This window comes from Streptomyces sp. Ag82_O1-12, assembly GCF_900182715.1.
Classification (GTDB): domain Bacteria; phylum Actinomycetota; class Actinomycetes; order Streptomycetales; family Streptomycetaceae; genus Streptomyces; species Streptomyces massasporeus.
On sequence record NZ_FXUW01000001.1, the window covers coordinates 511,890 to 538,097 of the forward strand.

General features: G+C 73.3%; 24 protein-coding genes and 1 pseudogene. 16 read left to right on the top strand and 9 right to left on the bottom strand.

All coding sequences use genetic code 11. The annotated features are described in order from the left end of the window. Positions 1–50: 50 nt before the first annotated feature. The gene (locus tag QOL88_RS02505) at positions 51–749 is read right to left on the bottom strand and encodes a glycoside hydrolase family 75 protein (RefSeq protein ID WP_097214873.1); all 699 of its coding nucleotides are present in this window, start codon (positions 747–749) and stop codon (positions 51–53) included. 419 nt (positions 750–1,168) lie between these two features. Between QOL88_RS02505 and QOL88_RS02510 the strand changes: the two genes are divergently transcribed. Both QOL88_RS02510 and QOL88_RS02515 read left to right on the top strand, forming a co-directional pair. Beyond that, on the top strand, positions 1,169–2,155 hold the full coding sequence (locus QOL88_RS02510) for a fibronectin type III domain-containing protein (protein ID WP_097214874.1): 987 nt from the start codon (positions 1,169–1,171) through the stop codon (positions 2,153–2,155). A gap of 224 nt (positions 2,156–2,379) precedes the next feature. Continuing rightward, complete coding sequence (locus QOL88_RS02515; protein WP_179878744.1) at positions 2,380–2,925, top strand: hypothetical protein; 546 nt, start codon at positions 2,380–2,382, stop codon at positions 2,923–2,925. Positions 2,926–3,031: 106 nt separating this feature from the next. On the opposite strand, the gene QOL88_RS02520 is transcribed toward QOL88_RS02515, so the two are convergent. After that, a complete protein-coding gene (locus QOL88_RS02520) occupies positions 3,032–3,592 on the bottom strand; it encodes a PadR family transcriptional regulator (protein ID WP_097214876.1) in 561 nt (186 codons plus the stop codon). Positions 3,593–3,620: 28 nt separating this feature from the next. After that, positions 3,621–5,636, bottom strand: a complete 2,016-nt coding sequence (locus QOL88_RS02525) for an NADPH-dependent 2,4-dienoyl-CoA reductase (RefSeq protein WP_097214877.1) — start codon at positions 5,634–5,636, stop codon at positions 3,621–3,623. A 97-nt stretch (positions 5,637–5,733) separates the two neighbouring features. Here QOL88_RS02525 and QOL88_RS02530 point away from each other — a divergent pair, with 97 nt between their 5' ends. Continuing rightward, entirely contained in the window at positions 5,734–6,903 is a 1,170-nt protein-coding gene (locus tag QOL88_RS02530) for a M20 family metallopeptidase (protein ID WP_097214878.1), read from the top strand. Positions 6,904–6,910: 7 nt separating this feature from the next. Here the strand turns inward: QOL88_RS02530 and QOL88_RS02535 are convergent, their stop codons facing one another. Further along, the gene (locus tag QOL88_RS02535; RefSeq protein WP_097222822.1) at positions 6,911–7,279 is read right to left on the bottom strand and encodes a hypothetical protein; all 369 of its coding nucleotides are present in this window, start codon (positions 7,277–7,279) and stop codon (positions 6,911–6,913) included. Positions 7,280–7,529: 250 nt separating this feature from the next. Between QOL88_RS02535 and QOL88_RS02540 the strand changes: the two genes are divergently transcribed. Continuing rightward, complete coding sequence (locus QOL88_RS02540) at positions 7,530–9,608, top strand: SpoIIE family protein phosphatase (protein WP_097214879.1); 2,079 nt, start codon at positions 7,530–7,532, stop codon at positions 9,606–9,608. A gap of 14 nt (positions 9,609–9,622) precedes the next feature. Here QOL88_RS02540 and QOL88_RS02545 read toward each other — a convergent pair whose 3' ends face one another. Further along, positions 9,623–10,426, bottom strand: a complete 804-nt coding sequence (locus QOL88_RS02545) for a putative protein N(5)-glutamine methyltransferase (RefSeq protein ID WP_097214880.1) — start codon at positions 10,424–10,426, stop codon at positions 9,623–9,625. A gap of 315 nt (positions 10,427–10,741) precedes the next feature. On the opposite strand from QOL88_RS02545, the gene QOL88_RS02550 reads away from it, so the two are divergent. The 7 genes from QOL88_RS02550 (at position 10,742) to QOL88_RS02580 (ending at position 17,419) form a co-directional block, all read left to right on the top strand. Next, on the top strand, positions 10,742–11,140 hold the full coding sequence (locus tag QOL88_RS02550; RefSeq protein ID WP_097222823.1) for a MarR family winged helix-turn-helix transcriptional regulator: 399 nt from the start codon (positions 10,742–10,744) through the stop codon (positions 11,138–11,140). A gap of 85 nt (positions 11,141–11,225) precedes the next feature. Further along, positions 11,226–11,831: a sulfite oxidase-like oxidoreductase gene (locus QOL88_RS02555; RefSeq protein WP_097214881.1), complete on the top strand. Its 606-nt coding sequence runs from the start codon at positions 11,226–11,228 to the stop codon at positions 11,829–11,831. A 7-nt stretch (positions 11,832–11,838) separates the two neighbouring features. Beyond that, positions 11,839–12,594, top strand: a complete 756-nt coding sequence (locus tag QOL88_RS02560; protein ID WP_097222824.1) for a ferredoxin reductase — start codon at positions 11,839–11,841, stop codon at positions 12,592–12,594. Between the two features lie 232 nt (positions 12,595–12,826). Next, positions 12,827–13,408 (top strand): Rv1733c family protein, encoded by a 582-nt coding sequence (locus QOL88_RS02565; RefSeq protein WP_097214882.1) that lies wholly within the window; start codon positions 12,827–12,829, stop codon positions 13,406–13,408. A 255-nt stretch (positions 13,409–13,663) separates the two neighbouring features. Further along, entirely contained in the window at positions 13,664–14,632 is a 969-nt protein-coding gene (locus QOL88_RS02570; protein ID WP_097214883.1) for an acetylxylan esterase, read from the top strand. Positions 14,633–14,745: 113 nt separating this feature from the next. Beyond that, positions 14,746–15,912 (top strand): serine hydrolase domain-containing protein, encoded by a 1,167-nt coding sequence (locus tag QOL88_RS02575; RefSeq protein WP_097214884.1) that lies wholly within the window; start codon positions 14,746–14,748, stop codon positions 15,910–15,912. A 685-nt stretch (positions 15,913–16,597) separates the two neighbouring features. Then, positions 16,598–17,419, top strand: a complete 822-nt coding sequence (locus QOL88_RS02580; protein WP_097222825.1) for an alpha/beta fold hydrolase — start codon at positions 16,598–16,600, stop codon at positions 17,417–17,419. Here QOL88_RS02580 and QOL88_RS02585 read toward each other — a convergent pair. Both QOL88_RS02585 and QOL88_RS02590 read right to left on the bottom strand, forming a co-directional pair. Then, positions 17,385–18,164, bottom strand: coding sequence for a class I SAM-dependent methyltransferase (locus tag QOL88_RS02585; RefSeq protein WP_097214885.1), 780 nt, complete (start codon positions 18,162–18,164; stop codon positions 17,385–17,387). The genes QOL88_RS02580 and QOL88_RS02585 overlap by 35 nt on opposite strands. Positions 18,165–18,168: 4 nt before the next feature. Then, positions 18,169–18,732 carry a PadR family transcriptional regulator gene (locus QOL88_RS02590; protein WP_097214886.1) on the bottom strand — a complete coding sequence of 188 codons (564 nt, stop codon included), beginning with the start codon at positions 18,730–18,732 and terminating at the stop codon, positions 18,169–18,171. Positions 18,733–18,801: 69 nt separating this feature from the next. Between QOL88_RS02590 and QOL88_RS02595 the strand changes: the two genes are divergently transcribed. From QOL88_RS02595 to QOL88_RS02610, 4 genes and pseudogenes are all read left to right on the top strand, one after another. Then, entirely contained in the window at positions 18,802–19,200 is a 399-nt protein-coding gene (locus QOL88_RS02595; RefSeq protein ID WP_097214887.1) for a nuclear transport factor 2 family protein, read from the top strand. Positions 19,201–19,270: 70 nt separating this feature from the next. After that, positions 19,271–20,098 carry a class I SAM-dependent methyltransferase gene (locus tag QOL88_RS02600; RefSeq protein ID WP_097214888.1) on the top strand — a complete coding sequence of 276 codons (828 nt, stop codon included), beginning with the start codon at positions 19,271–19,273 and terminating at the stop codon, positions 20,096–20,098. 264 nt (positions 20,099–20,362) lie between these two features. Then, the gene (gene rho, locus QOL88_RS02605) at positions 20,363–21,505 is read left to right on the top strand and encodes a transcription termination factor Rho (protein WP_257027411.1); all 1,143 of its coding nucleotides are present in this window, start codon (positions 20,363–20,365) and stop codon (positions 21,503–21,505) included. Between the two features lie 173 nt (positions 21,506–21,678). Further along, positions 21,679–22,431, top strand: a pseudogene (locus QOL88_RS02610) (D-alanyl-D-alanine carboxypeptidase family protein); the annotation flags it as partial. A gap of 59 nt (positions 22,432–22,490) precedes the next feature. Here QOL88_RS02610 and QOL88_RS38565 read toward each other — a convergent pair. Together QOL88_RS38565 and mptB are read right to left on the bottom strand one after the other, a co-directional pair. Further along, the gene (locus tag QOL88_RS38565) at positions 22,491–23,876 is read right to left on the bottom strand and encodes a glycosyltransferase 87 family protein (protein ID WP_097214891.1); all 1,386 of its coding nucleotides are present in this window, start codon (positions 23,874–23,876) and stop codon (positions 22,491–22,493) included. Then, positions 23,873–25,267, bottom strand: coding sequence for a polyprenol phosphomannose-dependent alpha 1,6 mannosyltransferase MptB (mptB, locus tag QOL88_RS02620; protein WP_097214892.1), 1,395 nt, complete (start codon positions 25,265–25,267; stop codon positions 23,873–23,875). The genes QOL88_RS38565 and mptB overlap by 4 nt, the downstream gene beginning before the upstream one ends. A gap of 163 nt (positions 25,268–25,430) precedes the next feature. Here mptB and QOL88_RS02625 point away from each other — a divergent pair, with 163 nt between their 5' ends. After that, positions 25,431–26,192 carry an alpha/beta fold hydrolase gene (locus QOL88_RS02625; protein ID WP_097214893.1) on the top strand — a complete coding sequence of 254 codons (762 nt, stop codon included), beginning with the start codon at positions 25,431–25,433 and terminating at the stop codon, positions 26,190–26,192. Positions 26,193–26,208: the final 16 nt, after the last annotated feature.

The following is a 26,208-nucleotide window of genomic DNA, read 5'->3' on the forward strand; positions in this document are numbered from 1 at the left end:
CCGAGGGCGATGCCCGGCCGCAGCCGTGTCCGTGACGCGTCGTCAACCGCTCAGCCCCCGTCCGCCCGGCTCCCGTCGGCGAACCGCCTCGCCAGCCGCTCCCCCTCGGTCACGGCCGCGGCGTGGTTCTCGATAGGCGACACCTTGGTGTTCTTGAAGACGATGTAGGTGACACCGGAGGGTGCGCCGCCGCCGTGCGGGTCGGCGCGGATGCCGAGGGCCTTGGCGGTCGCGTAGGACGCCTCTCCGATGATGCCCTGCGGGCCCGTGTCACCGACGACCGCGTACTGGACCCGGTCGCGGTACACGACTGCCACCACCGAACCGCCGCCGATGCCGTGGTCCCGGTAGTCCCAGAGGGCGCTCGGCGCGGGTACGACGATGAAGGGCAGGCGTTCGGCGCTCAACGGGCGGCCGTCGGACTGGGCGTAGGCCGTGCTCGCGGCGAAGTACGGGTCGGTGCGGCGGTTGCAGCGGGGGCCGGGGCTGCCGTCGCAGTCGATGTCCATGTCGGCCTGCCAGAACACGGCGTCGCGGGTGCCGCAGACCGGGATGTTCGCGGGTGCGCCGTTGTCGCTGCGGTAGCGGCCTCGGGAGACGGGAGCGCAGTCCCGCACCTTGGCGAGCAGGTCGGCTGCGCTCACGGCGCCTTCGCGCCACACCGCGGGGTGGGAGTGGGCGGCGGGGCAGGTCGTCGGAGCGAGCAGGGCGGCGCTGGCCACGGCCAGAGTGAGCGACTGGACACGCACGATACGGGAGCCTCTCGTGGGGGACCTGACGGGCACTCAGCCCAATCTGGCCCCGAGGCGATCACCCGGCCACCGCTGGGGGGCCGGACGGTGCACGTCCCCAACCTGCGACAGGGGCCGAGCGCCTGAGTCCGTGTGAGACTCCGGGCGCCCGGCCACCCGCGTCGGCACGGGATCTGCGACGACAGCGGTTCCGCGCGACAGGCCCGAACTCCCTGGTATCCGCCAGGTGTTCGGCCGTGAGGTCTTCAGCATACGTAACTCCTGCGAGTGGTCACGCTCGACGGGGGGTGACGCACTCACGGCAGCGAGATGCACGGCCGGCGGACACCCTCTTGATGTGATCGCGCCAACGGCGTCATATTGGTCCGGACCATTCCGGTGAACTTGCCGGCCGACCACCCCCGGGAGGCAGTGCCGTGCGAGGACGTTCCACTCCCCCGTCCCTCCCGCGCCGCCTGGCGCTCTGCGGGGCTCTCCTTCTGCTCGCCTCCTGCGGCTGGGCCGGAGCGGAGGACGGGGACGGCGTCGGTGTGCCCGGCGCTCCGACGGGTGTGACCGCCGCTGCGGGCAGCGCGACGAGCGTGCATGTCATGTGGAACGCGACCGCCCGTGCCGACGGCTACGAGGTGTATCGCGGCGCCACAAAGGTCAAGGAAGTGCCGGGTTCACAGCACATGGTGGATGTCACCAGGCTCCGGCCCTCCACGCGGTACTACGTCTCCGTACGGGCACGGGACGTCGATGGCCGGCTCGGGCCGCCGAGCCGCCGGGTGTCCGTGACGACGCCCGCGGCCGTCGCGGACGACCGCTCCGCGCCGACCCGGCCGTCGGCGCCCGGCGGGCGGGCCGTCGGAAGCCGCGCGGTCCAGCTGTCCTGGTCCGCCGCCACGGACGACCGGGGTGTGGTGTCGTACGACATCCACCAGGGAGACACGAAGATCCACAGTGTGGGCGGGGGCCAGACGGCCACCGTGCTCACGGGACTGCGGCCCGGCACGGACTACACGTTCACCGTCCGCGCCCGGGACGCGGCCGGCAACGTCTCCCCCGCCGGCCCCGCGGTCCGCCTCACCACACCGGGCACGGACGACGGCCGCGCCACCGCCCCCACGGACTTCCGGGCGACGAGCCACCGCGAGGACGGCGCGTACCAGCTCGACCTGAGCTGGGTGCCGCCCCGGGTGGACGGCGAGATCACCGAATATGAGATCCATCTGGACGGCAGGCCCGCCACGTCTTTGGTCTACGGCGGCACCGCCCCGCGTGAGCGGGCCACGTACAGCTTCTACGCCGGGCGGCGCGCCGGTGTCACCCACCGGGTCCGCGTCCGCGCGATGCTGCCCGACGGCACCTGGGGAGGCCTCTCGGCGGAGCGGGCGGTGACGACGGGCGGGGGGCGCTGACGCACCCGCGGCATCGGCCGGGACGCACCCGCGGCATCGGCCAGGACGTACCCGCCGCATCCCGCCGTATCAGCCGGGAGAACCAACCCGTCACCTGCACGGGGGCGCTCGGAGTGCGGCCGGGGCCCGGGGAGCATTGGCTGACCCCGAGGCAGCACGGGCGTTCCCCGACCCTCGGCGGCGCAAGGATGTACCGCCAACCGTGCCGCCGGAGGGCAGTCCACATGCGCAACTCATCGCCAGTTCTCCGCTCCGGCCTGACCGTGGCAGTCGCCGCGCTGCCCCTCGCCCTGGCCGCGGTGCCCGCCGTCGCGGGCCCGGGCATCTCCGTGAGCACCACGGGGTCCACGGTGTCGGTCACGACCAGCTCCTGCACCCAGATCAACGGCGGCTGGGGCACCGCCTCGCTCCTCACCAGCAGTCAGGGCAGCTTCGCCCAGGGCCGCCAGGTGACGTTGTCGGGGACCTCCACGAGTCAGTCGGCCGCCTGGTCGAGTGTCTCCCCGGGCACCTACACCGTCATCGTCGTCTGCTCGGACGGCACCACCGCGGGCACGCAGTCCGTCGTGGTCTCCACCGCTCCCTCTCCCTCCCCCTCGCGGTCCGCGTCCCCCTCGGCGTCGCCGTCGCGCGGCGTGATGGGCGGGGTCGGCGGCAGCACGACGGACTACGGAACCGTCACGCTGGTCGCGGGCGGCACGCTGGTCGGCGCCGGCCTCCTCGGGACGGCCTGGTACCTGCGCCGGCGCACCAAGCCGTACCGGCTCTGACCCGGTACGGACGGCGGCCCGTTCTCCCGAAGCGCTCCGGGCGAACGGGCCGCCGTCATGTCGTGACCGCGCCGGACCGGCGCCCCCTGTCGAGCCCGCCTGAAGGTCAGGTCTGCTCCGCCGGTCCGCCGTCCGGGAGTTCGGCGAAGTCCTCCAGGGCTCGCCGGAGCCACTGGGTCCAGAAGGTCTCCAGGTCGATGCCGGCCCGCAGCACGAGGTGCCGCAGCCGGACCTCGGCGCCGTCCCGGCCGGGCGGGAAGTCGCGCTCCTCGATCTCCTCGTACTCCGCCAGCTGCCGTTCGTGCAGCGCCAGATGGCGTCGCAGATCCGCCTCCAGGCCCGCCGTGCCGACCACGGCCGCCGCCCTCAGCCGCAGCAGCAGCGCGTCGCGGTGCGGCTTGGGGTCCTGGGAGGCGGAGGTCCAGCGGGCCAGTTCGGCGCGGCCCGCCGGCAGGACCTCGTAGCTCTTCTTCTGCCCGCGGGCCGGCTGCTCGGACGGCAGTGCGCGGATGAGGCCGTCGGCTTCCAGTTTCCCCAGCTCGCGGTAGATCTGCTGGTGCGTCGCCGACCAGAAGTAGCCGATCGACCGGTCGAACCGGCGGGTCAGCTCCAGGCCCGAGGACTTCTTCTCGAGCAGGGCGGTGAGGATCGCGTGCGGGAGTGACATGGCCTCATCCTAGGGACGCGTCACCGCACTACAGGGCGGCCGCGAGCTCGGTGCCCTGCTTGATGGCGCGCTTGGCGTCGAGTTCGGCGGCCACGTCGGCGCCGCCGATGAGGTGCGTGCTGCGCCCGGCGGCGAGCAGTTCCTCGTACAGGCCGCGGCGCGGCTCCTGGCCCGTGCACAGCACGATCGTGTCGACCTCGAGGACCGTGCTCTCCTCGCCGACGGTGATGTGGAGTCCGGCGTCGTCGATCCGGTCGTAGCGCGCGCCCGGGACCATGGTGACGCCGCGGTGCTTGAGCTCGGTGCGGTGGATCCAGCCGGTGGTCTTGCCGAGGCCGGCGCCGACCTTGGACGTCTTGCGCTGGAGCAGGTGGACGGTGCGCGGCGGCGCGGGCCGCTCGGGCGCCGCGAGGCCGCCGGCGCCGCGGTAGTCGAGGTCGACGCCCCACTGGCGGAAGTAGGTCGCCGGGTCCTCGTGGGCCTTGTCGCCGCCGTCGGTGAGGAACTCGGCGACGTCGAAGCCGATGCCGCCCGCGCCGAGGATCGCGACCCGGTCGCCGACGGGTGCGCCGTCGCGCAGGACGTCGAGGTAGCCGACGACGCTCGGGTGGTCGATGCCGGGGATCTCGGGGGTGCGCGGGGAGACGCCGGTGGCGACGACGACCTCGTCGAAGCCGTCGAGGTCAGCGACCGTCACCAAGGTGTTCAGACGGACGTCGACGCCGTGCCAGTCGAGCTGGGTGCGGAAGTAGCGGAGCGTCTCGTCGAACTCCTGCTTGCCGGGGACCTTGCGGGCGACGTTGAGCTGGCCGCCGATCTCGCTCGCCGCGTCGAACAGCGTCACCTCGTGCCCGCGCTCGGCGGCGGAGACCGCGCAGGCGAGACCGGCCGGGCCGGCACCGACGACCGCGACGCGCTTGCGCAGCCGGGTCGGGGAGAGCACGAGCTCGGTCTCGTGGCAGGCGCGCGGGTTGACCAGGCAGGAGGTGATCAGGCCGCTGAAGGTGTGGTCGAGGCAGGCCTGGTTGCAGCCGATGCAGGTGTTGATCGCCTCGGGGCGGCCGGCGGCGGCCTTGGTGACGAAGTCGGGGTCGGCGAGCATCGGGCGGGCCATCGACACCATGTCGGCGGCGCCCTCGGCGAGCAGTTCCTCGGCCAGTTCGGGGGTGTTGATGCGGTTGGTGGTGACGAGCGGGACGGACACCTCGCCCATGAGCCGCTTGGTCACCCAGGTGTACGCGCCGCGCGGCACGGAGGTCGCGATGGTGGGGATGCGGGCCTCGTGCCAGCCGATGCCGGTGTTGATGATCGTCGCCCCGGCGGCTTCGACGGCCTTGGCGAGGGTGACGACCTCGTCGAGCGTCGAGCCGCCCGGGACGAGGTCGAGCATGGAGAGGCGGTAGATGACGATGAAGTCCTCGCCGACCGCCTCGCGCACCCGGCGCACGATCTCCAGCGGGAAGCGCGTGCGGTTCTCGTAGGAGCCGCCCCAGCCGTCGGTGCGGTGGTTGGTCTGCCGGGCGATGAACTCGTTGATGAGGTAGCCCTCGGAGCCCATGATCTCGACGCCGTCGTAGCCGGCCTGCCGGGCGAGGCGGGCGGCGCGGGCGTAGTCGTCGATCGTCCGCTCGATGTCGGCGTCGGTGAGCTCGCGGGGCGGGAAGGGGCTGATCGGCGCCTGGACCGGGCTCGGCGCGACGAGGTCCTTGTGGTAGGCGTACCGGCCGAAGTGCAGGATCTGCATCGCGATCCGCCCGCCCTCGCGGTGCACGGCGTCGGTGATGACCCGGTGCTGCTCGGCCTCTTCCTCGGTGGTGAGCCTGGCGCCGCCCTCGTAGGGCCGTCCCTCGTCGTTGGGAGCGATGCCGCCGGTGACGATCAGGCCCACTCCCCCGCGGGCGCGGGCGGCGTAGAAGGCGGCCATGCGTGCGAAGCCGCCCTCGGCCTCCTCCAGGCCGACGTGCATGGAGCCCATGAGGACCCGGTTGGGCAGGGTCGTGAAGCCCAGGTCGAGGGGGGTCAGCAGGTGCGGGTAACGGCTCATCGGGCCCTCCGTGCGCGGTGTCGTCCCTGTAGTTGTAGAGGACTGCCGACTGATTATGCAACTAGTTGCACAAGGTGATGGAGGGCACAGTAGGGCCATGACCAGGGACCTTGGGCCGCTGACCGCGGTGGTTGACCTCGCGGGCGAACTGATCCGCCGCCCGAGCCGGGCCGGCCTCGACGACCACGCACCCGTTCTGGCGGTGCTGGAGGACTGGCTCACCTCCCGGGGGCTGCCGTGCCGCCGGCTGTACGACGACGCCCGCCGCCCGGTCGCGCTGCTGGTGGAGATCGCCGGCGGCCGGTCCGGGCCCTGGTGGGCCCTGGACGCCTGCGTGGACACCGCACCGTTCGGCGACGAGACCGCCTGGTCCTTCCCGCCCACCGCCGGAGACGTCGTCGAGGGCCGGCTCCGGGGCCGGGGCGCGGCCGACTCGAAGCTCGCCGCCGCCCTGTTCTGCCACATCGCGGCCGAGCTGCACGGCCGGGCCGGGGAACTGAGCGGCGGACTCGCGGTCCTGCTCGACGCCGATGAGCACACGGGCGGCTTCGGGGGCGCCCGGGCGTATCTCGCCGACCCGGACGCGGTCCGCCCGGCCGGGGTGATGATCGGCTACCCCGGGCTCGACGAGGTCGTGGTCGGCGGACGCGGGCTGTGGCGGGCCCATATCGCCGTGCACGGGGCCTCAGGGCACTCCGGGGCGCGCCGCACCGTGGTCGGCGCGGTGTCGCGGGCCGCGCACCTCGTCCGGCTGCTGGACGCGGCCCCGCTGCCCGGGGCGGCCGGGTCGTTCCCGCTGCCGCCGAAACTGACGGTTACCTCCTGCCACGGCGGCGAGGGCTTCTCCGCCGTGCCGGACCGGTGCGAGATCGGTGTGGACGTCCGCACCACACCGGGCTTCGGCGCCCGCGCCGCGCAGGACCTGGTCCGGGCGGCGGTCGGCGAGCTGGACGCCACGCTGCCCGCGCCACGCCCGGCCGAGGTCACGACGATGGCGACCTGGCCGCCGTACCGGCCGGCCGAGGACGAGCAGCCGGCCGCCGCGCTGCTGGGCGCCGCGGCCGGACAGGGCCTCACGGTGCGGGCCAAGACGGCGGGCCCGTCGAACATCGGCAATCTGCCGGCCGCCGAGGGCATCCCGGCCACGGCCGGCTTCGGTCTGCCTTACGAGGGACTGCACGGCGTGGACGAACGGGTGCACCTGGCGGACCTGCCCGTGGTGCACGCCGTCTACCGGCGCGCCGTCCTCGACCTGCTGACGGGGTGAGGGGCGCTCACCGGCTCTGCAGCCGCACGTGCAGTTCCTTCTCCTGGTCACCGGAGACGGTGCTCAGGTCGTGCACGTCGAACAGCGAGTCCAGGGTCGTGCGGAACCGTTCGATCGCCCAGTAGCCACCGTGCAGGTCGGCGTCGACGGAGGACGCCAGGTGCACCGGCCGCGAGCCCTCGTGCTCGTCGGCGACGTCGAAGGTGCCGAGCCACACCGTCGGGCGGGTCTCGTGCAGTTCCTCGGGCACGTCGTCGGCGCACCGGTCGGACTCGAAGCAGGAGCACAGCGCGTCGAACACGGTCCGGGCGTCGTGCTTGCTGCACCCGCTGATCTCCACCGAGACGGAGTGGGGGTGCGGTCGCTCCTCGTTCATCGCCATCGTGATCGCTCCTTTCGCGGCCACCGGCTGCCGTATCCGCCCCTACCCCAGCAAAGCACCACCTTCCGGCGAGCACTACCGGCGGCGCCCGTCTCCCGGTGACGGTTTTGCGGGGCGGCCCACGCCGTGTTGGGAGATGGTGGAAGGTGACGGAAGGGGCCTTCGAGAATCGGCTCCGCGCGGTAGAACATGGGGTGTCGGCACACGACGGCGTGCCGCGAGGACGGCGAAGGCGGGGCGTGGGATGAGTGCAGCCGGGTCTCCCGAGTCCGAGGGCGGCGGTCCGGTGCGCGGGTCGGCGCGCCCGAGCGGTCTGCTCGACGTGCTGCGCGTGGCCTCGGTGGTCCTGGACGCCGAGGGCCGCATCGTGCTGTGGAGCCCGCAGGCCGAGGAACTGTTCGGATACGAGGCGCAGGAGGCGCTCGGGCAGTTCGCCGCCCGCATCATGGTCCACGAGGAGCACGTCGACCTCGTGGTCAAGCTGTTCGCCGACGTCATGGGCACCGGGCAGAGCTGGGCCGGGGCCTTCCCGATCCGCCGCAAGGACGGCGGCACGCGGCTGGTGGAGTTCCGCAACATGCGGTTGCTGGACGACCAGGGCGACGTCTACGCGCTGGGGCTGTGCGCCGACCAGACGACCGTGCACCGGCTGGAGCGGGAGGTGGCGCTGTCGACGCGGATGATCGCGCAGTCCCCGATCGGGCTGGCCGTGCTGGACACCGAGCTGCGGTACGTCTCCGTCAACAGGGCGCTGGAGGAGATCAACGGCGTGCCGGCCGAGGAGCACCTGGGCCGCACGGTCCGTGAGGTGGTGCCGCGGATGGACGTCCACGCCCTGGAGGCCGCCACTCGGCGCGTGCTGGAGACCGGCACGCCGGTCGTCGACCAGTCCACGATCGGCCGTACCCCGGCCGACCCGCACCAGGACCACGCCTGGTCGATCTCGCTGTACCGGCTGGAGAACGCCTTCGGGACCGTGCTGGGCGTGGCCGTCTCGATCGTCGACGTCACCGAGCAGTACCGGGCGGGCATCGAGGCCGAGGCCGCGCGGCGGCGCCTGGCCCTGATCGCCGACGCCTCGGGCCGGATCGGCACCACGCTGGATCTGGACCGCACGGCCGGCGAGCTGGCCGAGGTGGCCGTGCCGGAGCTCGCCGACATCGCGGCCGTCGACCTGCTGGACGCGGTGGTGCAGGGCCGCCGCACCAGCCTGGGCCCCGCCGAGTCGGCCGTGATCCGCGCACTGGCGGTGCAGGGGTACGACTCCGCCGAGGCCCTGGAGGCGGCCGACCCTCCCGGTCAGGTCGCCCGGTACGCCCCCGACCGGCTCGTCACCCAGTGCGTGCGCACCGCGAGCCCCGTGATGCTGCCGGAGGTCAAGGACGAGGACCTGGACCGCATCGCCCGTTCCTCCGAGGCGGCCGAGTTGCTGGGCCGGGCCGGTGTGCACTCGTACCTGGCGGTGCCGCTGATCGCGCGGGGCGAGGTGCTGGGGGCCCTGGACCTCAAGCGCACCCGCAATCCGCTGCCGTTCAGCGAGGACGACCTGCTGCTGGCGCGCGAGCTGGCCGCCCGGGCCGCCGTGCAGATCGACAACGCCCGCTGGTACCAGAGCGCCCGCGAGACCGCGCTCACCCTCCAGCGCAGCCTGCTGCCCAGCCATCCGCCGGTGACGGGCGGTCTGGAGGTCGCCTCCCGCTACCAGCCGGCCGGGGCCACGAGCGAGGTCGGCGGCGACTGGTTCGACGTGATCCCGCTGGACAGCGGCAAGACGGCGCTCGTCGTGGGCGATGTGATGGGCAGCGGCATCCCCGCGGCGGCGGCCATGGGGCGGCTGCGGACGGCGACCAACACCCTCGCCTCCCTCGATCTCGATCCGCACGTCCTCCTGGAGCACCTCGACAGGATCACCGCGGGCCTCGAGCAGACCATCGCCACCTGCGTCTACACCGTTCACGACCCGCATCTGCGGCAGTGCCGGATCGCCAACGCCGGGCATCTGCCGCCGGTGCGGGTCCGGCCCGGCCGCGCGCCGGAGCTGCTCGACCTGCCGACCGGGGTGCCGCTCGGCGTGGGCGGTGTCGCCTTCTCCACGACCACCGTCGACCTCGAGCCCGGCGACCGGCTGGTGCTCTACACCGACGGCCTGGTCGAGACCCGACGCGACCCTCTCGACGAACGGCTCGACACGCTGCTGTCGCTGCTCGACGGGCCCGACCGGTCCCTGGAGGACGTCTGCGACCTGCTGCTGCGCACGCTGCACGAGCCGGACAACTTCGACGACGTGGCCCTGCTCATCGCGCGGGCGACCGCACCGGAGTGAGGATCAGAAGCCCCCTAGGGTCTGACGCCGGTCACCACGTGGGCGTGCAGTTCCTCCGACACGGCCAGCCGTGCCGTCAGGCCGTTGCGTTCGAGGGCCTTCACGGCGGTCGGGGCCTGGTGCCGGCTCGTCTCCACCAGGACACAGCCGCCGGGGGCGAGCCAGCGGGGCGCCTCGGCCGCGACCCGGCGCAGCACGTCGAGGCCGTCCGTGCCGCCGTCGAGTGCGACGAGCGGCTCGTGGTCACGGGCCTCCTGCGGCAGCAGGCCGATCTCGTCGCTCGGCACGTACGGCACGTTGGCCGCGAGGATGCCGACGCGGCCGCGCAGCCCGCCGGGCAGCGCCTCGAACAGATCGCCCTGGTGCACCTGCCCGCCGACGGCGCAGACGTTGCCGCGGGCGCACCGCACGGCGGCCGGGTCGATGTCGGCGGCATGCAGTTCGACGCGGCCGAGCGCGGCGGCCAGCGCCGCTCCCACGGCACCCGAGCCGCAGCACAGGTCCACGACGACGGCGGCCCCGGGCGTCTGCCGCAGGGCCTGCTCCACCAGGAACTCGGTGCGCCGGCGGGGCACGAACACCCCCGGCGCGACGGTGATGCGCAGGCCCCGGAACTCGGCCCAGCCGACGACGAGTTCGAGGGGCAGGCCGGCGACGCGGCGCTCGACCATGGCGGCGATCTCGGCCGCAGTACGGGCGGCGGCGAGAATCATCTCGGCCTCGTCCTCGGCGAAGACGCACCCCGCGGTGCGCAGGGCGGCGACGACGGAGTCACGGGAGGACGGTGCGGAAGGGGGGACGGCAGACACAGACGGCATGGAAGCCCAGAGCCTTTCGGGATCCGAAGGGCGCTCCGGCGATCGCCTACGACCGGCGATCCGCGCGACGTCGAGAGGAGAGCACCCGAGCTGACACAGCGGTAATGGGTCTCACCTCCTCGGCTTCCCGGCGGCCGGGCCCCTGCCCGACCGGACGGCAACCCTACCCCGAGGGGCCGACCGGCGGGTACGGCGACGGGGACACCGGCCCGGGCCGAGTGGTTGGGTTATGCAACCATAGAGGGAGCCGAGCAGCACCGTGGTGAGGGAGGTCCCGTGCACACCGACGACGCCGTGGAGACCATCCAGCGGGAGATGACGGTCTTCGCCCGCCGCGCCAGGGCCGCCGCGGGCCGGATGCACCCCGAGCTGTCGCTGGTCTCGTACACGCTCCTCGGTCATCTGGAGGAGGTCGGCGGATGCCGGGCCACCGACCTGGCCGCCCACTACGCCCTGGACAAGTCCACCGTCAGCCGCCAGGTGACGGCCCTGGAGCGCGCCGGCCTCATCGAGCGCCGCCCCGACACCACGGACCAGCGCGTCCAGGTGCTGCACCTGACGGGGGCCGGGCGGCACATCCTGGCCCAGGTCACCGAGAGCCGGCGGGCGGCCTTCCGGGAGCGCCTGGCCGACTGGCCGGCGCAGGACCTGAGCCGGTTCGCCGAGTACCTCGTGCGCTACAACGCCTGGCCGGGCCCCGGCCGGGAGGAGTAGGCCGCACGCCCCGTACGGTTGAGTACGCAATCACTGATCATCCGGTCCGGCGGGCACCGCCGGTCCGGCCCGGAGGCACCACCGCATGCACATCACCCGAGGCTTCACCGGGCGCCCGCGCGTCGCCGACCCCGGTCTGCCGCCCGGCCAGTACGACGCGGGCGACGACTGGCCCGTCCTGTCCGCCGAGGTCACTCCCGAGCTGGCACCCGCCGACTGGACCTTCCGCGTCGACGGGCTGGTCGCCGAGCCCCGCACCTGGGACTGGGAGGAGGCGCACCGGCTGCCCCCGTCGGCGTACCAGGGCGCCATCCACTGCGTGACGAGCTGGTCGAAGTTCGGGGTGCGGTTCGCGGGAGTGTCCCTGGACGCCTTCCTGGACGTGGTCCGGCCCCACGGGTCGGCCACCCATGCTGTCGCCTACTCCCACACCGGCTACACCACGAGCCTCCCGCTGGCCGACCTGACCGGCGGGCGCGCCTGGATCGCGTGGGAGTACGACGGCAGGCCGCTGCCCCCCGAGCACGGCGGCCCGGCGCGGCTGGTGGTGCCGCACCTGTACTTCTGGAAGAGCGCCAAGTGGATCGCGGGCCTGCGGATCCTCGACCACGACGAGCCGGGCTTCTGGGAGCAGAACGGCTATCACGAGCGGGGCAACCCGTGGGAGGAGCAGAGGTACTCCGGTGACTGAGACCGCCGTGACACAGGCCTTCGTGCCTCCGACGCGGTTCGCCGTGCCCGGGCGCATCGCCGTGAGCGAGCAGGCCGCCTCCGCGTGGCAGACCGCCACGGTCACCGAGATCCGCCGCGAGACCCCCCGCGCCGCCACCTTCCGGCTCGCCGTGCCCGGCTGGCCGGGCCATCTGCCCGGCCAGCACCTGATGGTGCGGCTGACCGCCGAGGACGGCTACACGGCCCAGCGGCACTACTCGATCGCGTCCGCGCCGGACGACTCCGGGCATGTCGAGCTGACCCTGGATCACGTGGAGGGCGGCGAGGTCTCGGGCTGGTTCCACACCGTCGCCCGACCCGGTGACCGGGTCGAGGTGCGGGGCCCGGTGAGCGGCTTCTTCGCCTGGCCCGGTGACCGGCCCGCGCTGCTCGTCGGTGCCGGCTCCGGCGTCGTACCGCTGATGTCGATGGTCCGGCACCACCGGGCACGGAACCTGACCGTGCCGCTGCGGCTGCTGGTGTCCGCGCGCAGCCCCGAGGAGCTCGTCTACGCCCGGGAGTTGGGTGCGGAGACCACACCTGTCTTCACACGGAGCGCGCCCGCCGGGGTGGCAGTCGGACGTATGGCGGCCGCACATGTGGCGCCGCTCTTTACCGAGCAGCCCTCCGGTGGGTGGGAGGCCTATGTGTGCGGCTCCACCTCTTTCGCCGAGCACGCCTCCCGGCTCCTCGTGACGGCCGGTCAGCCGGTACACCGGATCCGCATCGAGCGCTTCGGCTGACCCCCGGCATCGAGCGCTTCGGCTGACCCCCGTTTTCGTCGCGGCCGTCCCGGGCCGCCCCCAGCCGCGGCCCGCTCCTGCCGTGGATACGGCCCCGGAGCGATCGATGTGCGCCGGAGGGGGTACCCCGTCCTTGGAGGCACTCGCACGCCTGGCGTGACGCGGAGGGAGCGGCGGCGTACCGCACGGCCGGTCCGGCCCTCCGGCCGCGGTGTCGGCGAGGAGGTGGACATTGCGTACCCGGGTGCGCGGCTGGCGTTGGCGGCGCAGTCCGCTGCGGCGCCGGTCGGATGTCGTTGAAGCGTGGACGGTGCTGGTGGTCGCCGTCCTCATTCTCGTGGGCGCGCCCCTGGCCGGGGCGGCCGCCGCCTGGTGGGCCCACGACGAGGCGCGGTCGGTGGCGGCGGAGCAGCGGGCCGAGCGGCATCGCGTCCGGGCGGAGGTGGTCGGCACCACCGACTCGCTGCCGTCGGTCCAGGCCGGCGGGCAGCACGCGTACCGGGCGACGGTGCGCTGGACCGAGCCGGACGGAACCCGGCACACCGCGACGACGCGGGTCCCCGCGGACACCGAGCGAGGCGAGAGCGTCGATGCCTGGTTCGACGACCGGGGGCGGAGTGTTCTCCCGCCGGTGGACGGGTCGGCGGTCTGGCAGCACACCCTCACCATCGGTACCTGCGCCGCGGGCGGTGCGGTGCTCGTGGTGGTCTTCGGCCACTCCTTGGTACGCCGGGGGGCCCTGCGGCGCCGGATGGCGGAGTGGGACCGGGCGTGGGCGCGTACGGAACCGGAGTGGACGCACCGCCGCGCATGAGACGCGGCAGGCGCCCCCCGAGGGCCACGGGTACCGGTGAACACCAGGTGACCCGACCACCCGGCACGTGACGCTCTCCCCCGGCACCTCCGCAAGGATCACGCTCCCACGCCTGTGACCAGCGCCGCAGTAGCCCCGAGCGGGCCGCGCACCGGAGACAGGCCAGAACAAGACCCTGGCCAGTCCTCCGACCACCCACGTAGTGTGATCATCCGCATTGCCCCCGTAGCTGCTCCTCACCCAAGGCGGTCCTACATGGCCCTGTTCGACCTTCCACTCGACGAACTCCGCGAGTACCGCAGCGCGGCCACCGAGCCCGAGGACTTCGACGCGTTCTGGTCCAAGACCCTCCAAGAGGCGCGCGTTCACGACCTGGACGCCCGCTTCGAACCGGTCGACACGGGCCTGTCCACCGTCCAGGTCTTCGACGTGACGTACGCCGGATTCGGCGGTCACCCCGTCAAGGGCTGGCTGACGCTCCCGGCCGGGGCGGAGGGACCGCTGCCGCTGGTCGTGGAGTTCGTCGGCTACGGCGGCGGGCGCGGACTGCCCCACGAGCACCTGCTGTGGGCGTCCTCGGGCCGGGCGCACTTCGTGATGGACACCCGCGGGCAGGGCAGCGCCTGGGGCGGGGGCGGCGGCACGGCGGACCCGGTGGGCGGGGCGCCCGCGTTCCCCGGTTTCATGACCCGCGGCATCGACGCCCCGGAGAACTACTACTACCGCCGGGTCTACACGGACGCGGTGCGTGCCGTCGAGGCGGCCCGCTCGCACCCCCTCACCGACCCGGCGCGCACGGTGGCGGTCGGTTCCAGCCAGGGCGGCGGCATCACCATCGCGGTGGGCGGCCTGGTCCCGGACCTGGCGGGCATCGCGCCGGACGTGCCGTTCCTGTGCGACTTCCCGCGCGCGGCGACGATCACCGACCGGCACCCGTACCGGGAGATCGGCCTCTACCTCAAGACGCACCGCGGCCGCACCGAGGACGCCCTGCGCACGGTGTCCTACTTCGACGGCGTCCACTTCGCCGCCCGTGGCCGTGCCCCCGCGCTCTTCTCGGCCGCCCTGGAGGACCAGACCTGCCCGCCCTCGACCGTCTTCGCGGCCTTCAACGCCTGGGACCACGAGGACAAGTCGATCGAGGTCTACGACTTCAACGACCACGAGGGAGGCGGCCCCTACCAGCAGGCGGCAAAGCTGCGCTGGATGCGCGCGTACATCTGATCCGGCCGTTCACCGCCGACGGGCTTCCTCCCGGTCCGACCAGTCGGTACGTTCTTCGCGCCCGGACCGCGACACAGTGGCCCGGGCCCGAAGACCATCGGCGGAGGGGGCTCATGTCCGAGAACGAGACTCAGGTGCACGGTCACTGCGACGGGCGGTTCACCGCGGTTCGCGAGGCGTTCGAGGAGAACTTCCGGGAGCGGGGCGAACTGGGCGCCGCGGTGGCCGTCACCGTCGGCGGCGACACCGTGGTGGATCTGTGGGGCGGCTGGGCGGACGCGGCCCGCTCCCGGCCGTGGGAGAGGGACACGCTGGTCAACGTGTGGTCCACGACCAAGGGTCCGGTGGCACTGTGCGCGCACATCCTCGCCGACCGGGGGCTGCTGGACCTGGACGCGCCGGTGGCCGTGTACTGGCCCGAGTTCGCCGCGGCGGGCAAGGACAAGATCCTCGTACGGCACCTGCTGTCCCACCGCGCCGGTCTGGCCGGCCTGCGGGAGCCGCACTCGCTGGAGCAGCTCTGCGACTGGGAGCTGACCACACAGCGGCTCGCGGCGACCGAGCCGTGGTGGGAACCGGGCACGCGGTCCGGCTACCACGCGCTGACCTACGGCCATCTGGTCGGCGAGGTCGTACGGCGGGTGTCGGGGCTGCGGCCGGGGGCCTTCCTGGCGCGGGAGGTGACGGGGCCGCTCGGCATCGACTTCGGCATCGGGCTGCCGGTGCGGGACCACGGCCGGGCGGCCGAGCTGGTCCAGCCGGCGGTCACCGCGAGCAGTGAACAAGCAGCCGTCTTCGCCCAGTTGGCGCCCGCCGCCGTCGCCGCGCTGACCAATCCGGCGGTGTCCGCCGACGGGGCCAACACCCCCGGGTGGCGGGCCGCCGAGATCCCGGCGGCGAACGGGCACGGCACCGCGCGTGCGGTCGCCGCGCTGTACGGCGTCTTCGCGGGGCGCGGTGCCCACGGGGGCCACCGCCTGCTGTCCCCCGAGGCGGCCGAGCGGGCGCGCGAGGGGCAGGGCGGTTGCCGGGACCTGGTGCTCGGCGCCGGGTTCGAGCACGAGACGGAGGCGGGGCTCGGGCTCTGGCTCAGCGGCACCGACGGCTCGTACGGACCCAACCCGCGCGCTTTCGGACACGACGGCTTCGGCGGTTCCTGCGGGCTCGCCGACCCGGAGGCAGGGGTGTCCCTCGGCTATGTGATGAACCGGATGGGGCCCCGTATCGCCAACGACCCGCGAAAGATGGCACTGGTCGACGCCGTGTACGGCGCGCTGTGAGGACGGGCGCGAGCGGACCGGCTTCGGCCGAACCGCCCGACCGCCCGTCCCAACTGGTTTAGACCAATGCCGGATTAGGCGCCGGGGCCGCGCCCCGGGCCGTGTCTCCCGCGCCACCGTCACCTGGGAGGCGCCTCCGCCGGACCACGCCGAGGCCCTGCGGCTGGCACCCGGCCGTCCCACCCTGATGCACCGCTACCGGTACGCGACCGCCGACGGGCAGGGCCTGCGGACCGCCGTGACGTCGTTCTCCGCCGTGGTACTGGCGGAGGTGGAGGAGCTGGCCCTCCCCCACTGCCACAACGGCGCGGGAGGTGCCCCCATCCGCGAGCGCGCCGACGGCACCGCCGCCGCGCGGCTGCGCCGGGCCTACGACTGGATGCGCCGGGCCGGTCCGACCCTGCACCACCGCGAAGCCATCACCCGCCTCGCGAGCGCCCCGCCGGTACGGGTCACCTGGCAGGTGCACGACCAGCACGCCCGCCTGCTGGAGATCACCGATATCGTGGTGGACGCCCAACAGGACGCGCTGGTCTACGAGTTCACCTGCCGGGCCGCGCCGCGACACCCACGGCCGACCGTGGCCCGTCACCCGTTCGGCGGACTGCCGACGCGGGTTCCCGGAGATGACGGAGATCATCGAGACACGGCACTGCTCCCCCAGGCGACCCCCGAGAGGATCCCCATGACCACGTTCACGACCTCCGACGGAACCGAGCTCTACTACAAGGACTGGGGCGCGGGACAGCCCGTGGTGTTCAGCCACGGCTGGCCCCTCAACGCGGACGCGTGGGACGGGCAGGCCCGGCTGGTCGCCGAGCACGGCTTCCGGGCGATCGCGCACGACCGCCGCGGACACGGTCGCTCGGGTCAGCCGTGGCAGGGCAACCACATGGACCGCTACGCCGACGACCTGGCCGAGCTGATCGAGGCACTGGACCTCACCGACGCGGTCCTGGTGGGCCACTCCACCGGCGGCGGCGAGGTGGCCCGCTACATCGGGCGGCACGGGACGGCGCGGGTCGCGAAGGTCGTGCTGCTCGGTGCGGTGCCGCCGCTGATGCTGCGGACGGAGGCCAATCCGCAGGGCACGCCGAAGGACGCCTTCGACGCGATCCGCGCCGGGGTCGCGGCGGACCGCTCGCAGTTCTACTGGGAGCTGAGCGAGGCCTTCTACGGCTTCAACCGGCCCGGCGCCGCCGTGTCGGAGGGCGTGCGGCGGGCGTTCTGGATGTGGAGCATGCAGGTCGGCCTGAAGGGCGCCTACGACTGCGTCGCGCAGTTCTCGGAGACCGACTTCACTCAGGACCTGGGGCGCATCGACGTGCCGACGCTCGTCGCGCACGGGGACGACGACCAGATCGTGCCGATCGCCGCCTCGGCCCACCGGACCTCCCAGCTCGTCAAGGACGCGACGCTGAAGGTGTATCCGGGCGCTCCGCACGGCCTGGTCGGCGACTTCGAGAAGGCGTTCAACGACGATCTGCTGAACTTCCTGCGCGGCTGAGGCACCCCGGCGCCGGGGCCTGGCCCGGCCGCCGGGCCAGGACGAGCCGCACCCGGGGACTGCCGTCCGGCCGCCGCCCGAACTCCGGCAGCGGCTGGAGCTCCACTCCAAAACCGGCCGCCTCGAGTTCGCGCCGTACGTCTGCGAGGCGGAACGCGCGGTAGTACATGACGAACTCGGGCCGCCAGAGCGCGTTGCGCACTCGCATCACGGTGTCGAAGCCGAGCAGCGTCCAGTAGCCGAGCGAGCCCGGGCGGGACGGGGCGACCAGCGGGAACGCGAAGCAGCCGCCCGGCCGCAGGACGGACCGGACCTGTGCGAACAGCCCGGGCAGTTCGCGGGGCAGGAAGTGACCGAAGGCCCCGAAGCTCACCACCAGGTCGAAGGCGGGCGCGAAGGGCAGGGCGCGGGCGTCGGCCCGGACCCAGGAGACCAGCGGGCCCCGCATCGGCACTCGCTCCCGGGCGACGTCGAGCATGCCCGCGCTGAAGTCGACGCCGGTGACGCGCTCCCGGCACACCCGCTCCAGCACCTCGACGCCCGCGCCGGTGCCGCAGCACAGGTCGAGCCCGGCGTCGAAGGGTCCCGTCCGCCGCAGCGCCGACCCGACGGCGTCGAGGACCGCGGCCGGTGTCCGGAAGGGCGTGTGGTCGAACTTCGGCGCGAGGAGGTCGTAGCCGCGCTCGACGGACGACAGCGCCTGGACGGCGAGTTCGCGCAGACTGGGGCCTTCGGGGCTGAACATCGGCTCAGCCTAGGGGAGCCCGCTGCTTCAGGACGGTGCGTACGCGCTCGCACCAGCGGAGGTTCTCCTCCTCGAAGCCGATGCCTCCCATCAGGGTGAGGTAGGGGCCGACACGGTCGGTCTCCCGGAGGTACTCCTCCTCGCTGCGGCCGGCCAGGAGGCGTTCGCGCACCCGCCGGTAGCGGGCGAGCTTGCCGCGGGCCCACGCCTCGCGCTCCTCCACCAGCGCACGGGTCGCGTCCGGGACCACGCCGTCCATGGCCTGGATCTTGATGAGGAGTTCGTCGCGGATGGCGGTGGGCCGCCGGGGCGGCGCGGCGGCGAACGAGCTCAGGTCCTCGCGGCCCGCCTCGGTCAGCGTGAACATGCGCTTGTCGGGGCGCCGTTCCTGGCGCACCACCCTGGCCTCGATCAGGCCGTCCTGCGCGAGGCGCTCCAGTTCGCGGTAGAGCTGCTGCGGGGTCGAGGCCCAGAAGTTGGCCAGCGACACGTCGAACACCTTCGACAGCTCGTACCCCGAGGCCTCGCCCTCCAGGAGCGCCGCGAGAACGGCGTACTTGAGAGACATGTGGACACCGTATCAACGGGTGACTAATCTACTCCACACCTACTCAACAAATTGACTAAGGCGGTTTCGATGCGTGCATTCCGTGAGGCGGTCGAGAAGCTCGACCTCGACGCCGCCGAGGCGCTGCTGGCGCCGGATGTCGTCTTCACCAGCCCGGTCGTGTTCAAGCCGTACGCCGGGAAGGCGATCACGGCCGCGATCCTGCGGGCCGTCTCCGGGGTCTTCCAGGACTTCCGCTACGTGCGCGAGATCAACGACGCGAACGGCCGCGACCACGCCCTGGTCTTCACCGCGCGCGTGGGTGACCGGGAGATCAACGGCTGTGACTTCATCCATCTCGACGAGAACGGGCTCATCGACGAATTCACGGTGATGGTGCGCCCGTTGTCGGGGGCCCAGGCCCTCGCGGCGGCCATGGGCGAGCAGTTCGAGCGGATCGCCGAGGAGGCGCGGGCCCGCTCGAACTGAGCGACACCTCAGGAGATCCGTTTCCCGCGTTCTCCCGGCGCTCGGGGCCGGTTCAGGGTTGGATGTCCCCATGACGTCCGCCGAGCACGACCGGCTGATGCGGGCCAACCAGGCGAACTGGGACGCCCGCACGCCCGTCCATCTCGCCAGCCGCTTCTACGGCCTCGACCAGGGCCTCGATCCCGAGCGCTGGTTCGCCCCGTTCGAGTGGGAGGACCTCGGCGAGCTGGCCGGGCGTGACGTGCTGCACCTGCAGTGCCACCTCGGCACGGAGACCATCGCCTTCGCCCGGCGCGGCGCCCGGGCCGTGGGTCTCGACTTCTCCGCGGCGTCCGTGGCGGCCGCCCAGGACATCGCGGCGAAGGCCGGCGCCGATGTGACGTACGTCCGGGCGAACGTGTACGACGCCGTCGAGGCCCTGGACGAGCGGCGGTTCGACGTCGTCTACACCGGCAAGGGCGCCCTGTGCTACCTCCCCGACCTGGGCCGGTGGGCGCAGACCGTCGGCCGGCTCCTGCGCCCGGGCGGCCGGCTGTACGTCGTCGAGTTCCATCCCCTGCTCAACGCGCTCGGACCGAAGCCCGCCCCGGGCGAGGGGCCTGAGCTGCTCCTGCGTCACGACTACCTGGGCGGCGCCGGGGCGGTGCACCGCAACGGGACCCACACCTACACCGACGGCCCGGCCGTCGAGGGCGCCACGGACAGTTACGAGTGGATGCACGGAATGGGCGAGGTCCTCAACGCGTTGACGGATGAAGGATTCGCCGTGCGGCGGCTGCGGGAAGGTGACGAACTTCCCTGGCCGCGCTGGCCGCAGATGGTCCGTACGGAGTCCGGCTGGTGGCGCCTGCCCGAGCCGCGGATCCCGTTGCTGTACGGGCTGCTGGCCACGCGCTGATCCAGCCCGCCGAGGTATCCGGCCCACATCCGCCGGTTTCAGTGGTACATTGCCAAGAGCACTCGTGCACGCCCCTCTCTCTGTGGGCGCCGGTGCCGGTTCCTCATCTCTCTCCCTCATTTCCAGCACCACGACGTGTTCGTCGTATCCGAGGTGCTGTTCCCCCGCCGCCCGGAAGCGCGCCACAGGCCCTCCCTTCGCGGCTCTCCCTCCCTCCCCTTCGCACGTCTCCTGCCTGCCGTCCGTGAAAGGACACCCACCACCATGACCACCACACTCGAAAACCCACCCGTACAGCAGCAGTCCCCCGCCCGGACCGTGTCCGGCGTCCTCGACATCGACGCGCACGGGAAGGGGCACCTGCGCGGCGAGAACTGCCTGCCCACACCCGCAGACGCCGTGGTCTCCCCGGCGCTGATCCGCCGGTACGGCCTGCGCAAGGGCGACCTCGTCGAGGGCGTGACCGGCGACCGGCGCGGCCTGACCGACGTCGCGCGGGTCGACGGCCGTACGCCCGGGGACCCGCGCGGCCGGCGCCACTTCCGGGACCTGACGCCGCTGCACCCGCACGAACGGCTGCGCCTCGAGCACCCGGCCGCCGGGCTGGCCGGACGCGTCGTCGACCTGATCGCCCCCGTCGGCAAGGGCCAGCGCGGGCTCCTCGTCGCCCCGCCCAAGACCGGCAAGACCGTCCTCCTCCAGCAGCTCGCCGCCGCCGTCACCGGCAACCATCCCGAGTGCCGGCTGATGATGCTGCTGCTCGACGAGCGGCCCGAGGAGGTCACGGACATGCGGCGCTGCGTGCAGGGCGAGGTGTACGCCTCGACCTTCGACCGCAGCGCCAAACAACACATCGCGCTCGCCGACCTGGTGATCGAGCGCGCAAAGCGGCTCGTCGAGGCCGGTGAGGACGTCGTCGTCCTCCTCGACTCGCTGACCCGGCTGTGCCGGGCGCACAACAACGCGGCCGCCTCCGGTGGCCGCATCCTCACCGGCGGCGTCGACGCGTCCGCGCTGACCGGGCCCAAGCGGTTCTTCGGCGCCGCCCGGTCGGCCGAGGAGGGCGGTTCCCTCACGATCCTCGCGACCGCCCTGGTGGAGACCGGCTCCCGGGCCGACGACTTCTACTTCGAGGAGCTGAAGAGCACCGGCAACATGGAGCTCCGTCTGAGCCGTGACCCGGCGTCGCGCCGCGTGTTCCCGGCCGTCGACATCACCCCCTCCGGCACCCGCCGCGAGGAACTCCTGCTGCGGCCGGCCGAGTTGGCGGCCGTCCACGGCCTGCGGCGCGTGCTGCGGGGCCGGGACGGGCAGGGCGGTCTGGAGACCCTCCTGGAGCGGATGCGCGAGACGCCGGACAACGCGACGTTCCTGCGGCGCGTCCAGCCGACGCTGCCCGGGGGCTGACGCGCGGAGATCAGCCATCCGGGTGCCGGCGCGCGCCGCGCGGCCCCGTCGTCGCCATGAGGAGCATGTCCGTTTTCTACTTTGATCGTATGATCATCGGATTCTCTTCCCGGGTGGCCGTGTCGGCCGGCACGCTCGGCTTGGCGGGGCTGCTGACGCTGATGCCTACGGCGATGGCCGACTCCGGCGGGGCGGAGCCCACTCCGCCGGGCGGGCCGAGGGCCGCGGCCCCGCACCCCTCGCTGCTGTACCGACCCGGCACCCAGGTCCGCCCGCGTACCGCAGTGGCGCGCCTCCCGGAGGTCTCCGCGCTGTCCTGGCTGGTGGCCGACGCCCGTACCGGAGAGGTGCTCGCCGCCCACAACGCGCATCGCAAGCTGCCTCCGGCCAGCACCCTGAAGACCCTGTTCGCCCTCACCGTGCTGCCCGGGCTGCCCGCCGGCGTCCGGCACACCGTCCGCGAGCGGGAGCTGCGGGGCATCGGTGCCGGCAGCAGCCTGGTCGGGGTCGCCGAGGGCCGGACGTACCGGATCTCCGATCTGTGGCGCGGTGTCTTCCTCAACTCGGGCAACGACGCCGTGCACGTCCTGGCCGAGCTCAACGGCGGCTGGCAGGTCACCGCCCGGCGGATGCAGGCCAAGGCCCGGTCCCTCGGCGCCCGCGACACCCACGTGGTGTCACCCGACGGCTACGACGCACCGGGCCAGGTGTCGTCGGCGTACGACCTGGCGGTGTTCGGCCGGGTGGGGCTGCGCAACCCGGACTTCGCCCGGTACTGCGCCACCGTCGAGGCCAGGTTCCCCGGGGGTGGCGACTTGTCGTACCCGATCCTCAACACCAACCGGCTGCTGAGCGGCGCCAAGGGGGTGAAGCCGTACCGGGGGCTGATCGGCATCAAGAACGGCTACACCAGCAAGGCGGGCAACACGCTCGTCGCCGCGGCGCGCCGGGACGGGCGCACCCTGGTCGTGACGGTGATGAACCCTCAGGACGGCGGCGGGTCCGCCGTGTACGAGGAGGCCCGTTCGCTGCTCGACTGGGGCTTCCTGTCGGCCGGGAGGGTCGAGGCGGTGGGCTCGCTCGGCACGCCGGGCACGTCCGCGCGGCCGGCCGCGACGACGCCGCCCGCGGTCGCGGCGGCCGTGCCCGAAGAGCACGGGTCCGTCTGGACGGAGGCGGGGATGATCGCGGGCGCCGCCGGTACGGGCGCGGCGGTCGTGGTGCTGGTGCTGCGGCTTCCGGTCCGCAGACCCCGGCGGAGCTGACCCACCGGCAGCCACAGCAGCAGGCCCAGGGTGATCCAGGCGTAGGTGTTGCTGCCCAGGAACCCGTCGACCCCGGACGCGTCGTCGAACCACAGCCACACCACGCTCGTGCACAGCACGGCGTACAGGGCGCCCGCCACCCGGAGGCGCCCCGCGCGGACCAGCACGGCGAAGGAGGGCAGCAGCCACACGAGATGGTGCACCCAGGTGATCGGGCTGACGAGACAGGCGGCGAGACCGGTCAGGGCGAACGCCGCCGTCCAGTCCCCCGCCGCGACCGCCCGGCGGGCCCGCACCGCCCACACGCCGAGGATCAGCAGCACCGCCAGGGCCCACACCGCGCGGTCCGGTTCGCCGAGCCGGGCCAGGATGCCCTGCACCGACTGGTTCGAGACGTAACCGAGGCGTCCCACACGGCCGGTGTCCCACAGCGCCTTTGTCCAGTAGAAGCGCGAGGTGTCCGGGTCCACCCAGGCGGCGAGGGCCGTGGCACCGAGGGCCACGGCCGTGGCGACGGCAGCCGCGCGCCGGCGTCCGGCCACCAGCAGCAGACCGATGAACAGCGCGGGCGTGAGTTTGATCGCCGCCGCGAGACCGATGCCGACGCCCGCCAGGCGGCCGCGCCCGGTGGCGAGCAGCGTCGCGTCGGTGAGGACGAGCGCCAGCAGCAACAAGTTGACCTGGCCGAAGCCGATGGTGTCACGGAGCGGTTCGAACAGGGCCAGCAGACAGGCGGTCAGCGCCCAGCCGAACCAGCCGTGACGCCGCCGATCCGGTCCGGCGAGCAGCCGCAGGATCACGGCCAGGGCCGCCAGGTTGAGCAGCAGGGCCACGGCGATCGCGGTGTGCAGCCCCAGCAGGGCCATCGGCAGCATGGCGACCGCGGCGAACGGCGGGTAGGTGAAGCCGTACGTCGTGCCGGGCACCCGGTAGTCGTAGAGACGGCCGCCGTGATGGACCCAGGAGTCGATGCTGCCGTAGTAGACGCGCAGGTCGAACCAGTCGCGCAGCAGCGGCACGGTCGCGGTGAAGACCGTCACCAGCGTGGCGAGGGCGAGCACCAGCAGCAGTCGGCCCCGGTCGGTGCGGGGCAGGGCCGGGGTCATGCCGCGCGTCCCAGCGCCGGAGCGAGGTCGGCTTGGCGTGCCTGCCACAGCACGACGACCGCGAGTGCGCCGCCGGAGACGGCCAGCACGAGTTGGCCCGTGTCCGCCGGGCCCCCGCTGGGGAGCACGCTCAGCGCGAGCACGCCGGTGACGGCGGCCGTGCGGTGGCGTACGGACGTACTCGGCGCGGCGGCGGCGATGAGAAACAGGCCCCACAGGGCGTACCAGGGACGGATCGCCGGCCCGAGCGCGGCCACCGCCGCCAGGGACAGGCCGAGCGCGTACACCGGCCTGAGGCGCAGCCGCAGCCAGATCAGCGCGATCGCGATCACGGCGGCCACGATGCCCAGCGCGTGCCAGGCGGGGACGGCCAGGGGCGCGAGATCGCTGCCGAGGTGCTCCAGCAGGGCCCGGGTGGCGCGGCCGAGGAGCGTGGTCAGGGCCCAGTTCCGGGGGGAGACGGGGGTGTTCAGGGCGCCGACCCAGCCGTATCCGGTGCCGGCCACGGCCGTGGCGGCGACGGTGGTCCCCGCCGCCGCCACGGTGGTCGTCACGAGGGCCTTCACCGGGCTGCGGCCCGCGCGCACCTGGAGGGCGACGACGGCGGCGAGGCCGAGCACGGCGGGCGCCTTGACCAGGGCGGCGAGAGCGACGAGTACGGCACCGAGGACCGGCCACCGGCCGAGCGCGGCGACCAGGCCGACGCCGAGCAGGCCGAGCATGACGGCGTCGTTGTGGGCGCCCGCGACCAGGTGCAGCAGGACGAGCGGGTTGAGGGCGCCCAGCCACAGCGCGGCGGACGGGTCGGCGCCGCTGTGCCGGGCGAGGCGGGGCAGTGCTGCCGCCATCAGGGCCACGCCGGCGAGGGCGACGAGCCGCATCCCGAACAGTCCGGCGGGCAGTTCGCCGCGGGTCAGACCCGACAGCGCCGCCGCGACGGCGAGGAACACCGGGCCGTACGGAGCGCCGGTGTGCCGCCAGAGCGGGGCGACCTCGTCGGCGAGCGGACCGCCGAGCCGGTCCGGCCCGTGCGCGTAGACGTCCAGGTGTGCCTGGACCATCGCCCCCTGGGCGAGGTAGCTGTAGACGTCGCGGCTGAACAGCGGCGGGGCGATGAGCAGCGGGGCCGCCCAGGTGGCGAGGACGAGCAGCAGGGAGCGGGGCCGCGGTGGTCTCGGCCCGCGGACCAGCCGGCCCAGCAGCAACCAGGCCGCGATCAGCAGGACGACGCCGAAGTACACACCGACCAGGCCGAGAGCGGCGCGGGCGGAGGCCGGGTGGAGAAGGTCCTCCACGGGCAGGGCACCGGCCGTCTCACCGCCCAGGGCGAGGCACGCGGTGCCGGCCAGGCCGAGTACCTGGCAGCGGCGGAGATCGACGGGGAAAGCCATGGCCAACACTCGGGCAGCGTGTCAACGGCGGATGGCCGAAAGGGGACGCGCCCCTCTCCGAAGGGCGGCCTGCTCGTGACCGGCCGGTGATCACCGGCCGATGAGTTCCCGCCGCGGTGGGAGTCCTACCGGCATCAGCGCACCGACGAACGGACGTGATCCCATGACCACCGCCGCCGCATACGCGAAGGTCAACGGCCTGGAGATGTACTACGAGCTGCACGGCCCCGACAACGGGCGGCGGCCCCTGGTGCTGCTGCACGGCGGGGTGCTCACGATCGGCCTGTCCTTCGGGGCCGTCCTGCCGGCCCTCGCGGCCACGCGCCGGGTCTTGGCTCCCGAGTTGCAGGGCCACGGGCACACCGCCGACATCGAGCGGGAGATGAGCGTGCCGGACCTCGCCTCGGACGTGGTCGGCCTGCTGGACGAGCTGGGCATCGGCCGGGCGGACTTCCTCGGCTTCAGCCTCGGCGGCCTCACCGCCCTGGAAGTGGGGGTGCGCCACCCCGAGCGCGTGGGGCGGCTGGTCCTCGCCGCCACGCACTACCGGCAGGACGGCTACTACGAGGAGGTCCGGGACCCCGAGTACGCCTCACCGCGGCTGCCGAGCCGGGCGGACTTCCAGGAAATGGCCGAGGCCTACGCGGCCGTCGCGCCGGATCCCGGCCACTTCGATGCCTTCATGGCCAAGTGCGGGACCGCGGCGCACGCCCCGCTGCCCTGGACCGCGGACGACCTGCGGGTCCTCGCGGCGCCCACGCTCCTGGTGCTCGGCGACACGGACTTCCTGCGCGTCGAGCACGCCGCCGAGATGCGGGACCTGATCCCCGACGCCCGGCTGGCGGTGCTGCCCGACACCACGCACATGGCGCTCATGAAGCGCGCGGATCTGCTGCTGCCGATGCTGGAGGAGTTCCTCGGCTGAGCGTTCCCGGACGGAA

Coding starts and splice junctions, on each gene's coding strand:
- QOL88_RS02515 (WP_179878744.1), top strand. CDS start 2,380: ATGCGCAACTCATCGCCAGTTCTCCGCTCCGGCCTGACCGTGGCAGTC.
- QOL88_RS02520 (WP_097214876.1), bottom strand. CDS start 3,592: ATGTCACTCCCGCACGCGATCCTCACCGCCCTGCTCGAGAAGAAGTCC.
- QOL88_RS02525 (WP_097214877.1), bottom strand. CDS start 5,636: ATGAGCCGTTACCCGCACCTGCTGACCCCCCTCGACCTGGGCTTCACG.
- QOL88_RS02530 (WP_097214878.1), top strand. CDS start 5,734: ATGACCAGGGACCTTGGGCCGCTGACCGCGGTGGTTGACCTCGCGGGC.
- QOL88_RS02535 (WP_097222822.1), bottom strand. CDS start 7,279: ATGAACGAGGAGCGACCGCACCCCCACTCCGTCTCGGTGGAGATCAGC.
- QOL88_RS02540 (WP_097214879.1), top strand. CDS start 7,530: ATGAGTGCAGCCGGGTCTCCCGAGTCCGAGGGCGGCGGTCCGGTGCGC.
- QOL88_RS02545 (WP_097214880.1), bottom strand. CDS start 10,426: ATGCCGTCTGTGTCTGCCGTCCCCCCTTCCGCACCGTCCTCCCGTGAC.
- QOL88_RS02550 (WP_097222823.1), top strand. CDS start 10,742: ATGACGGTCTTCGCCCGCCGCGCCAGGGCCGCCGCGGGCCGGATGCAC.
- QOL88_RS02555 (WP_097214881.1), top strand. CDS start 11,226: ATGCACATCACCCGAGGCTTCACCGGGCGCCCGCGCGTCGCCGACCCC.
- QOL88_RS02570 (WP_097214883.1), top strand. CDS start 13,664: ATGGCCCTGTTCGACCTTCCACTCGACGAACTCCGCGAGTACCGCAGC.
- QOL88_RS02575 (WP_097214884.1), top strand. CDS start 14,746: ATGTCCGAGAACGAGACTCAGGTGCACGGTCACTGCGACGGGCGGTTC.
- QOL88_RS02580 (WP_097222825.1), top strand. CDS start 16,598: ATGACCACGTTCACGACCTCCGACGGAACCGAGCTCTACTACAAGGAC.
- QOL88_RS02585 (WP_097214885.1), bottom strand. CDS start 18,164: ATGTTCAGCCCCGAAGGCCCCAGTCTGCGCGAACTCGCCGTCCAGGCG.
- QOL88_RS02590 (WP_097214886.1), bottom strand. CDS start 18,732: ATGTCTCTCAAGTACGCCGTTCTCGCGGCGCTCCTGGAGGGCGAGGCC.
- QOL88_RS02595 (WP_097214887.1), top strand. CDS start 18,802: ATGCGTGCATTCCGTGAGGCGGTCGAGAAGCTCGACCTCGACGCCGCC.
- QOL88_RS02600 (WP_097214888.1), top strand. CDS start 19,271: ATGACGTCCGCCGAGCACGACCGGCTGATGCGGGCCAACCAGGCGAAC.
- rho (WP_257027411.1), top strand. CDS start 20,363: ATGACCACCACACTCGAAAACCCACCCGTACAGCAGCAGTCCCCCGCC.
- QOL88_RS38565 (WP_097214891.1), bottom strand. CDS start 23,876: ATGACCCCGGCCCTGCCCCGCACCGACCGGGGCCGACTGCTGCTGGTG.
- mptB (WP_097214892.1), bottom strand. CDS start 25,267: ATGGCTTTCCCCGTCGATCTCCGCCGCTGCCAGGTACTCGGCCTGGCC.
- QOL88_RS02625 (WP_097214893.1), top strand. CDS start 25,431: ATGACCACCGCCGCCGCATACGCGAAGGTCAACGGCCTGGAGATGTAC.